The following is a 10,264-nucleotide window of genomic DNA, read 5'->3' on the forward strand; positions in this document are numbered from 1 at the left end:
ATTATTCTCCTCCGATTGCTTGAATTGGATCAATTTTTAGTACTTTATATATTGAAAGCATTACACCGATTAATGCGACTACTAAGAATAGACCGATGAGTAAGAAAATAAGGTTAGGATTCAGGAAAAACGGCATTGTTGCCGGTAAATTCATATTGATGATATAAATAACGCCGATGCTTATGAGCACACTAACCATTACAACAAAGATAACTTCCTGCATAAGTTTGAAGATAAGCTTTCTATTACTTGTGCCAATGGCTTTTAAGATACCGTACTCTGTTGTTTTTTGAATTGTGATGACATAGAAGAATACAGTAATCACGATTGCTGAGATCAAGAATAAGAAGATAACCATTAAGTTTAACGGCATTTGTTCTGCCTCATAACTTGGTATTCCTTTCATCGCTTTATCAGGTGTAATCAGTTTTGCATCTTTTAAGTCATCATTAAGCTGATTCATATCAGATTTTGACATTGATTTGATAATACCGGCATTTACGGGTGCATCTTTGAAGTAGTTGTTATAAGTTTCCTGTGAAACAAGTCCGACAGGCATATGTGCAAACATTTGGTGACGTGTGAATTCTGAAATTTTTAGTTTTTTATCTTGATCTTTAAGTTTTAAAGTATCATTTTCTTTAAATGTCTTTGAAGCATGTGAATCAAGATTAACTTTGTTATCAGCAGGTAGCTTCATATAGTCTTCAGTTACCGTTGCTAATAGAAATTTTTCGTTTTTTTGTACCTTTACTGGTTGCAACTTAAGTAACGGTATATTCTTATCTTCTAATACTTTTTGGTCATGTTTAGACAAAGGTGTGTTCATTAGATTATTATCTGCATCTTTTGAAATGACATAGTGACCTGCATCCATTTGCTCGATGAATGATACGTTATCTTTTCCGAGTCCTTGTGCTAAACTAGATACAAATAATACTAAGAATGAGAGTAAAAATATAATTGCTGCAATGAGTAAGTACTTCACTTTATAATATTTAATTTCTTTTAGTGCTAAGTTCATAATGATCAACCTTTCGCTTTGTTTGTAATACATATATTAAAGGTTGAATATGAACGGAATATGAACGGAGGACATATTGTGCAAAATAATATATTAGTTGTTGATGATGAAGCGGCTATTCGTCGTGAAGTTAAAGAAGGTTTTTTGCGTCACAGTTTTCAAGTGTATGTTGCAAGCAACGGTGACGAAGCGATTAATCTGCTGGATAATGAAAGTATCGATTTATGTATCGTTGATATTATGATGCCAGGCATTGACGGGTTCCAGCTGTGCGAGCAAATTAAACAGGACTATCAACTACCTGTTATAATGCTAACTGCACGAGATGCACTCGGAGATAAGAGGATTGCGTTTCAAGCAGGAAGTGATGATTATGTTACTAAACCATTTGAGATAGAAGAAGTTATCTTTAGAGCACAAGCAATATTAAAGCGTTATGAGAAGGCGGTAGAGAAGGTTGAATTCGGAAAGCTGATAATCGATGCAGATAGTTATGAGGTGACGATGGAAGACGAGTCTTTATATCTTCCCAGAAAAGAATTTGAACTTCTATATTATTTAGTGAGGCATTATCCGAAAGTTGCAACGAGAGAACAGCTTATAGAAGAGATATGGGGATATGACTTTGATGGAGATGAACGAACAGTGGATGTACATGTGAAACGTATTCGTAAAAGGCTAGGTGCATTTGACAGTGGTGTAGAGATTCAGACTGTACGCGGTGTAGGATATAAGGTGCATCATGTTTAAAAGACTATCTACTCGATTTATAATTGGCACCTTTCATGTTATTCTTGTCAGCTCATTACTTTCATTTATCATCGCAAACATTTATTATCACTTAACGCTAAAAGAACAGAACGACACACGTATAACGAACACTTTAATAACACAGAAGAAATATATCGAAGCACACCCAGAAATAAAACCGGAAGCATTTTTCACACAACTTGCAAATTTAAATTTTCAAGTAGTAACAGTTAAGGATGGTAAGAAAGCTTTCTATGGTACATCATTTAGAGTGAAAAATTTACCGAATAATGGCCCGTTAATGGAAACGTATCATGGAATTAAAGAAAGGCCATTTAATGTATTTATTACGGGATTCTTTGATAATGAGACTAGAAATACAGTCGGTATGCCGATAAAAGTTAATAATGAAATGTACGATGTTTACATTAGACCAGATGTCGGAGAGAGTATGCATGAATTTAGAATTTTTCTTGCGATACTGTTTCTATGTATTATTGTCTTTTCAATCTTATTTGTGTTTATTTCATCTAAATATATCGTGCGTCCTGTTGTTCAACTAAAGGAAGCAGCCCGCAAAATTGGAGATCAGAGTGGTTATCAGACACAAGTAAAACGTAAGGATGAAATCGGTGTATTAGCACATGAGATGAACATAATGAGTGCTAAGATACTGCATCACGAAGAAATGAATCAACGTTTTGTTGCTAATGTCAGTCATGAAATTCAGTCTCCTATAACCAATTTACTTGGACAAATTAAACAACTCAGACAAACAAAAGACTTTAGTTTGTTAGATGACATTGAACACCAGTCACAACGGTTAAGTGGACTAACGAAACAGTTGCTGATGCTTGCGTCACTTGAGAAGACAGGTACTGCAATCGACAAAGAACATTTCAATGGAAAAACACTCATTCAGGAAGTTATACGTAATCATATGTATGCTCTTGATCAAAAAGAAATTTTTGTTACAACGAAACTTAAAGATATTGAAATACTTGGTCATCGAGATTTATGTTATCAAATGATAAGCAACCTACTTTCTAATGCGATTAAATATAGCCCTGAAGAAACTCAAATAAAGTTTGAGTTAGGAGAGGACGCACACAAGTATATTAAGATTTCAGATGAAGGTTACGGAATGTCTGATAAAACTAAGGAACTGTTGTTTGAAAGGTTTTATAAAGCTGAAGTACATGAAGATAAAGCACCGTCTAATGGCCTTGGGATGGCAATTGTTAAAGAAATTGCTGATCTGCATGGTTTTGAAATAGAAGTAGAAAGTGAATTAAAAAAAGGAACGATAATTACTATTAAGTTCACATAAGAAGTATCAGATTAATCATTAATCTGGTACTCTCTCTATCTCTTTGATGTATAGTTTTATACCCTAGATAATTAAACAAGCAATGATAGGGTATAGTTAATTATACCAATCAAGGAGGTCATACTATGTCAAATCCATTAAATAAATTTTATAATGCGTCTTATGAAAAGCAACCACAAGTATACCCAGGTATTCAGAGTGAAATGAAGCCGGTACCAGATTGTGGAGAACATTCATATAAAGGGGCAGATAAGCTTACTGACAAGAAAGCATTCGTTACCGGAGGAGATTCAGGTATTGGTAGAGCGGCTGCAATTGCTTATGCTAAAGAAGGTGCAGATGTCGCAATCAACTATCATCCAGATGAACAAAAAGACGCAGAAGATGTAAAGCGTGTCATTGAAGCTGTAGGTAGAAAGTGCGTGTTATTGCCTGGTGACTTACGTGAGTCAACATTTGCGCGTGAAGTAGCAATTAAAGCATATGAAGCATTAGGTGGATTAGATATACTAGTATTAAATGCAGGTATGCAGCAGTTTGAATATGATATTGAGCAATTAGATGAACAGCAAGTACGAGATACGTTTGAAGTGAACGTTTTCTCAAATATATTTACAATTCAAAGTGTATTAAAACATTTAAGACCTGGTGCCAGCATTATCATGACAAGCTCAATTCAAGGTGTAAAACCAAGTGCGCATCTTGTTGATTATGCTATGACGAAAAGCTGTAGCATATCTATGACAAAGAGTTTAGCAGCGCAGCTTGGACCTAAAGGTATTCGAGTGAACAGTGTGGCGCCTGGGCCAGTGTGGACACCACTTCAAATAAGTGGAGGGCAACCACAGGATAATATCCCAGAATTCGGTAAAAAAGAACCGCTTGGTAGAGCAGGACAACCCGTAGAGCTCGCAGATGTTTATGTTTTACTTGCAAGTGACAATGCAAGTTATATTACCGGACAAGTTTATGGTATTACCGGTGGCTCACCAATCAACTAAAATCTCCCGTTAAGGGAGATTTTTTTGTGAAATATACTTATATAGTATCAGTTTTGATTTTTTACGATATACTGTATTCTCAAAACATCATTGATTTGAAAGGAATACTCTATGGTCTTAATGAAAAATATATTGAAACGATCGGAATTACAGTGGTTTTTATACAGTTTGACTTTAATCATATGTATCGGAGTGATTGTATTCACGCTTAATAATGACGCACTTTACAAGCAGACAATTGCAAAGGTGACTCATGTGGAAGTTATATCGAAAGAAAGTACAATTGATGCGAATCACCGCAAAGATATTGTATATAAGCAAGTTGTAGAAATGATAGGTACGAATCATACGCATAAAGGTGAAAGATTCATTGTAACCAATACATATACTAAAAGTGGTGCTTATGATGAGCAATATAAAAGAGGTCAGAAAGTATTTATTAAAGCCGGAGATAAATCGCAAATTATAGGTGAGAAGAGGGATACCGTTTTAGTGAGTGCATTTTCTGTGTTTACGCTACTGCTTATTATTATCGTTGGTGAGAAAGGATTCTATTCACTTATCAGTTTAATTTTAAATTTCTGTATTACGTTATTTGTATTTAATTTCTATTTATCGCATAAACATATTCCCATGATACTAATAGCGAGTGTTGCAGTTGTATTATGTACAATACTCACACTCACATTCGTTAATGGATTTACGAGGAAAACATGGATTGCGATTGTCAGCACACTCGCAGCCACTTTAGTAACATTACTCGTAGTACAAAGTGTTATATATTTAACCTCAGCTGAAGGAATTCGCTATGAAACGATGTCTTACTTGACAATCCCACCAAAGAAAGTGTTTTTGACGACCATCCTTATTGGAACACTTGGAGCTGTTATGGATATAGCAATCACAATTACGTCATCGTTACATGAGATAAAAGTAACGCAGCCTTTTTCGAATACGAAGTCATTACGTACATCGGGATATGAAATTGGAAAGGATATCATTGGTCCGATGACAAATATTTTATTATTTGCATATTTAAGTAGTGCAATACCGATTATTATATTATATTTAGCAAATCATTCACCGATATGGCAGACGTTTAGTTTACATTGGTCTCTAGAACTTGCTCGTGCAGTGTCGGGCAGTATCGGTATCGTACTTTCAATACCAATTACGGTATGGATTGCGAGCACGATGCTTGGAGGTGAGATGAAGCGATGAAGACATTAACATTACTTATTATTATATTATTCGGGCTCATGGCAATTGTCGGACGCAAAAATGGAATAAAAGCTTTTCTTGCAATATTTATGAATATATTTATGCTGGCAGTCGCAATCCTTTGTGTTGTGCTTAATACAAATGTCATATTTGTGGCACTATGTTTCAGCATAATAATGGGATTATTTAATATATTAATCATTAATAAATATGATAATGTGAGTATCTCTGCTTTGATTTCAACATTTATTACGTTTGTTATTTCGCTTATCTTTATATATGGAGCAACAAAATTCGGTATGATTCAGGGGTTCCCGATGGAAGATGGGGAAGAGATTGCAACCTACTCATTACGTATAGGCGTCTCGTTCTTCAATGTCATGCTCTTTGTAATTATGATCAGTGTGTTAGGTGCGATTATTGATTTGTCTGTTTCAATTGCATCAAGTATGGAGTATATTTATCTGAACGAGCCGCATTTAACGCGTAGTGAACTTTATCGTTCAGGATTAAATGTTGCAAAAGACATATTATGCACGACAACCAATACATTATACTTTGCTTATTTAGGTACGGGGATGACATTGATAATCTGGTTTAAAAATGTAGGTTATTCATTTGAAGAAATTATTAATTCTAAAGTATTTTCCCAGGAAATATTAATGATTATTTCTGGAGGAGTTGCGGTTGCAATCGCGATTCCTGTAACGTGTGTAACGGCAAGTTATATCATTTATCATCAATTAGTAGAGCGCAGCATGTAATTATGCTGCGCTCTACTATTTCAATCCGTTATGAATTGTTTTTATGTTATGTTCCATCATTTTATAATAACTATCTCCATCCGTACCCTTTTGACCAATAGAGTCTGTATAAACTTCACCATAAATCGGTGTTTTAGTCATTTCGCTGAGTGACTGCATACTACGTTTGTCGACGCTCGTTTCGACGAATAAAGATTTAACGTCATGATTTTTGACAAAGTTTATCGCTTGCTTCAGCTGTTCTGGTGTACCTTGTTTTTCGGTATTAATCTCCCATATATAAGCATGGCTCAATTCATAATCTCTACTGAAGTACTTGAATGCGCCTTCACTCGTAATGAGATGACGTTTTGACTTTGGAATATCATTGAATTTATCTTTATACTGCGCACTTAATGCAGTTAAGCGTTTCGTGTATTGCTCCATATTATGATGGTACGCTTTTGAATGTTTTTTATCTGCTCGCTCTAGTGCTCTAGTGATATTTTTACTGTAAAGAATCCCGTTATCAATACTTAACCAGGCGTGTGGATCAATCGCATTATCGTCATGACGCTCATTTAAGAAAATTTTCTTAACGCCATCACTCACAGCGATAACATTGTCATCTTCTAATTTCTTATCCCCTTGTTGTAATGCTTTTTGAAACCATCCGCTTGAAGTCTCTAAATTCAGTCCATTAAACAATACGACGTCAGCATCAGTAATGGCTTTAATATCTTTCGGTTTAACTTCATAGTCGTGTGGGTCATGTCCGATAGGTACAATATTAATGACGTCTGCATGATCCCCTGCAATTGATTTGGTCATATCATAAATTATAGAGTTAGATGTTACAATTTTAATTTTTCCTTCATTTTTATCTTGCGAGCATGCACTTAATAAAAGTGCTGCCAGAGCAAAGAAGACAATTATTTTAGAAAAATGTTTTGTGTTCATAAATTTCATCCTTTCGTAATGAATCGTTTTTTTGTTTGATCGAATGTAAATATTACGAGATAGATTATTGTTGCAATAATCACGATACATGCGCCACTTGGAACGTTCAGTATGTAACTGATATATATACCAGTAACTGCACTGAATAATCCGAATGTGGCAGATAAAAGCATCATATTGTGTAAGCTTTTAGAAATTAAATATGCACTTGATGCGGGTGTGATCAACATTGCAACGACGAGTATGATGCCTATTGTTTGTAAACTAACGACTGTAATAAGTGCTAACAGAATCATTACAGTGTAATGCCAGAAAGCGGGATTAATACCGTTCATTCTGCTGAAGTTTGGATCGAACGTCGTTAATTTAAGTTGTCTATAGCAGACAATAATAACGATGAGCACTGCGAGGCTGACAAAGAGCGTTGTGTACATTGCTTCTTTCGTTACCGTAAGTATATCTCCGAATAATATGTGATATAAATTTGTCGTCGTCTCCATCATGCTGATCATTACGACACCGATAGAGAAGAATAGAGTAAATGCAATACCAATTGCGGCATCTTTTTTTGTTTTAGAGCGGTCCGTTATTGCCCCGATAAATAAACTCGTTAACAGACCGGTGAATAATGCTCCAATAAACATTGGTATATGTAATAGAAAACTTAGAGCAACGCCTGGCAATACAGCGTGACTCATCGCGTCACCCATTAAACTTAATCCACGTAATATAATGAGACATCCGACTACTCCTGCTGCGATTCCGACAATCGCTGCTGTAATTAATGCACGTGATAAGAAAGGATAGTTTGAGATTTCAGTGATAAAACTCATTTAAACACCTCCTTGAACAAAATAAGTCTTTTTAATATTATCGTCAGTAAGTATGCTTTTAGTTGGGCCTTCAGCAATAATCCTTTTATTCAGTAGGATACATTCATCAAACAAATCAGAAGCCGATCTTAAATCATGATGAACGATAAATATAAGTTTATGATTTGATTTTAATTTAAAGATGCAATCTTTAATGATTTCATAACTTTTGAAATCAATACCAACAAAAGGCTCGTCCAGAAAGTAAATATCTTTTTCTTGCATAAGACTTCGTGCAATCAATACACGTTGTAATTGTCCACCACTTAAATCGCTGATCAGTTTATGCTGAATATCACTTAATTCCATCAACATCATTAATTCATTGACCTTTTTATTATCAGAACGATGTTTCCTTAAGGATGAAGGGTATAAACCAGATTGTATTGTATCAATAACAGTAATAGGAAATTCGATATCTATAGATGATTTCTGAGGGATATATGCACAACGTGTGAGTTGCTTAATTAATGGCTTATTATTGAGACTTATTGCTCCGGTTGAGCGGATAAATCCAAGCATACCTTTAAAGAATGTAGATTTTCCGGCACCATTCGGGCCTAAAACTCCTATAAGCTTTCCTGTTAATTGTTGTGTATAATTAATGTCATGAAGAATATGACGTCCATCTATAGAAACGTTTAAATTATGAATTGAGAGCATAGATACCATCCCTTTTACAAATTTTAAAAATAAGTTTAGGCAAACCTAAACTATATTTAATATAATACTTAAAAAATAATAAAGCAATGGGAAATTTTTCATAAAATTTAAATTTTGGAGGAAGAAGTATGTTAACTGAAGAAAAAGAAGATTATTTAAAGTGTATTTATCATAACAATGGTTTAAATGACTATGTTTCGAATAAAAAAATTGCGACACATCTTGGAATCAAGCCACCGTCTGTAACTGAGATGACGAATCGATTAGAAAAAGAGGGGTATATTACTACTAAACCTTATAAAGGTGCAATGCTGACAGAAGTCGGAGAAAAAGAAGTAGCCCGAGTTGTAAAACGTCATCGTTTAATTGAATGTTTTCTGATTGAAACATTAGGCTATCGTTGGGATGAAGTACATATTGAAGCAGAAGTTCTTGAACACCGTGTGTCAGACTTATTTATAGAACGTCTCGATAAAATGTTAAGCTATCCTAAATATTGTCCTCATGGGGCATTAATCCCAAGAGGCAGTTTACAGGAAGAGACACTCCATGCTATTACAGAACTGAATACTGGTGATTCATTCACACTGTCAAAAGTTCGCGATGAAGTGAGATTATTATCATACCTATACGAAAATGACATAAAGATCAATGATACATTAGTAATTCAATCTATAGACGAAGCGAATCATATTATGTATTTGAATAAAAATGATCAGCTTGTAAGTTTGAGTATGGAAAATGCGAAAAAATTATACTATAAATAACAAAAACGCCGAACTCTAGTTCGGCGTTCATTATTATCCTTCTATTTCATTTCTACTTCCGTTTAAATATGCATAAACAAGTCCTACAAAGATTCCGCCTCCGATGTAGTTACCGATATAAGCGAAAACAATATTTTTTATAACATCAATCCATGATAATGCATCGATGTTATAGAACATCATCCCTGCAAACAACCCTGCATTGTAAACAACGTGTTCGTATGCCATAAATACAAATATTACAACACCAACACCGATAAAGAATACTTTAGCGAGTGCTTCTTTATATTGAAGTGATATATATATTCCGATATTAATAAAGAAGTTAGCGAAAATACCTTTTATTAAAATTGTAAGCCACGTAGAATCAATTGTTTTTGCATCAACCGTCTTTGTAAGTGCAGCGACCATTTCGGGAGTCATTACTTTAGTCCCTGTCATCATACCGAATAGTATGAAGCCCCCTATGATATTGCCTATAAAACAGTATGTAAAAATCTTCGTCACTTTATGCATTGAAATAACTTTATAATAAAGACCAACAGTCATAAACATAAAGTTACTCGTTAGTAGCTCCGAATTTGTAAGCACAATCATAACAAGTGCGATACTAAAGGAGATTGCACCAAGTAAATTAATTAAACCTGGATTTGCACCTGCGAACTGTGTTTTGACTGCAAGCATTAATACCGTCATAATAGCAAGTAAAAATCCAGACATGACAGACTTCAGTATGTATCTGCCAGGTGTGTGGTCAACCATGATTTCTTTTGTAGCTACTTGACCAACAATATTTTCGATATTGGGTTTTGAAGTATGTGTATCTTCAAGTGTTTTTACGGGTCGTGTCAGTGTCATAATATTCCTCCTTGTATATGTGCATTTATTCACAATAATTTTAACATAATCAATCAAGTATATATATAGCCATAT

11 protein-coding genes are annotated in these 10,264 nt (G+C 34.6%); 6 read left to right on the forward strand and 5 right to left on the reverse strand.

The window, feature by feature from the left end; genetic code table 11:
- Position 1 precedes the first annotated feature (1 nt).
- Positions 2-1,024 (reverse strand): ABC transporter permease, encoded by a 1,023-nt coding sequence (locus CD152_RS07730; RefSeq protein WP_165980781.1) that lies wholly within the window; start codon positions 1,022-1,024, stop codon positions 2-4.
- A 78-nt stretch (positions 1,025-1,102) separates the two neighbouring features.
- Between CD152_RS07730 and CD152_RS07735 the strand changes: the two genes are divergently transcribed.
- The 5 genes from CD152_RS07735 to CD152_RS07755 all read left to right on the forward strand — a co-directional run bounded on the left by CD152_RS07735 (position 1,103) and on the right by CD152_RS07755 (position 6,090).
- Positions 1,103-1,774 (forward strand): response regulator transcription factor, encoded by a 672-nt coding sequence (locus CD152_RS07735; protein ID WP_103214599.1) that lies wholly within the window; start codon positions 1,103-1,105, stop codon positions 1,772-1,774.
- Positions 1,767-3,104 (forward strand): sensor histidine kinase, encoded by a 1,338-nt coding sequence (locus tag CD152_RS07740; protein WP_103214600.1) that lies wholly within the window; start codon positions 1,767-1,769, stop codon positions 3,102-3,104. The genes CD152_RS07735 and CD152_RS07740 overlap by 8 nt, the downstream gene beginning before the upstream one ends.
- A gap of 125 nt (positions 3,105-3,229) precedes the next feature.
- The gene (locus tag CD152_RS07745) at positions 3,230-4,105 is read left to right on the forward strand and encodes an SDR family oxidoreductase (protein WP_101140762.1); all 876 of its coding nucleotides are present in this window, start codon (positions 3,230-3,232) and stop codon (positions 4,103-4,105) included.
- A 111-nt stretch (positions 4,106-4,216) separates the two neighbouring features.
- Positions 4,217-5,326, forward strand: a complete 1,110-nt coding sequence (locus CD152_RS07750; protein WP_103214601.1) for a YibE/F family protein — start codon at positions 4,217-4,219, stop codon at positions 5,324-5,326.
- The gene (locus CD152_RS07755; protein WP_103214602.1) at positions 5,323-6,090 is read left to right on the forward strand and encodes a YibE/F family protein; all 768 of its coding nucleotides are present in this window, start codon (positions 5,323-5,325) and stop codon (positions 6,088-6,090) included. The genes CD152_RS07750 and CD152_RS07755 overlap by 4 nt, the downstream gene beginning before the upstream one ends.
- Positions 6,091-6,105: 15 nt before the next feature.
- On the opposite strand, the gene CD152_RS07760 is transcribed toward CD152_RS07755, so the two are convergent.
- From CD152_RS07760 to CD152_RS07770, 3 genes are read right to left on the reverse strand one after another with little or no spacing between them, the layout of a single operon-like run.
- Entirely contained in the window at positions 6,106-7,029 is a 924-nt protein-coding gene (locus CD152_RS07760; RefSeq protein ID WP_101140759.1) for a metal ABC transporter solute-binding protein, Zn/Mn family, read from the reverse strand.
- 5 nt (positions 7,030-7,034) lie between these two features.
- Positions 7,035-7,862, reverse strand: a complete 828-nt coding sequence (locus CD152_RS07765; RefSeq protein ID WP_101140758.1) for a metal ABC transporter permease — start codon at positions 7,860-7,862, stop codon at positions 7,035-7,037.
- Positions 7,863-8,564 carry a metal ABC transporter ATP-binding protein gene (locus CD152_RS07770; RefSeq protein ID WP_103214603.1) on the reverse strand — a complete coding sequence of 234 codons (702 nt, stop codon included), beginning with the start codon at positions 8,562-8,564 and terminating at the stop codon, positions 7,863-7,865. It abuts the gene before it with no gap.
- Positions 8,565-8,692: 128 nt separating this feature from the next.
- Between CD152_RS07770 and CD152_RS07775 the strand changes: the two genes are divergently transcribed.
- Positions 8,693-9,331, forward strand: a complete 639-nt coding sequence (locus CD152_RS07775) for a metal-dependent transcriptional regulator (RefSeq protein WP_101140756.1) — start codon at positions 8,693-8,695, stop codon at positions 9,329-9,331.
- Between the two features lie 33 nt (positions 9,332-9,364).
- Here CD152_RS07775 and CD152_RS07780 read toward each other — a convergent pair whose 3' ends face one another.
- On the reverse strand, positions 9,365-10,189 hold the full coding sequence (locus CD152_RS07780; protein ID WP_101140755.1) for a formate/nitrite transporter family protein: 825 nt from the start codon (positions 10,187-10,189) through the stop codon (positions 9,365-9,367).
- Positions 10,190-10,264 lie beyond the last annotated feature (75 nt).

This window comes from Macrococcoides caseolyticum (genome assembly GCF_002902665.1).
Taxonomy (GTDB): Bacteria; Bacillota; Bacilli; order Staphylococcales; family Staphylococcaceae; genus Macrococcoides; species Macrococcoides caseolyticum.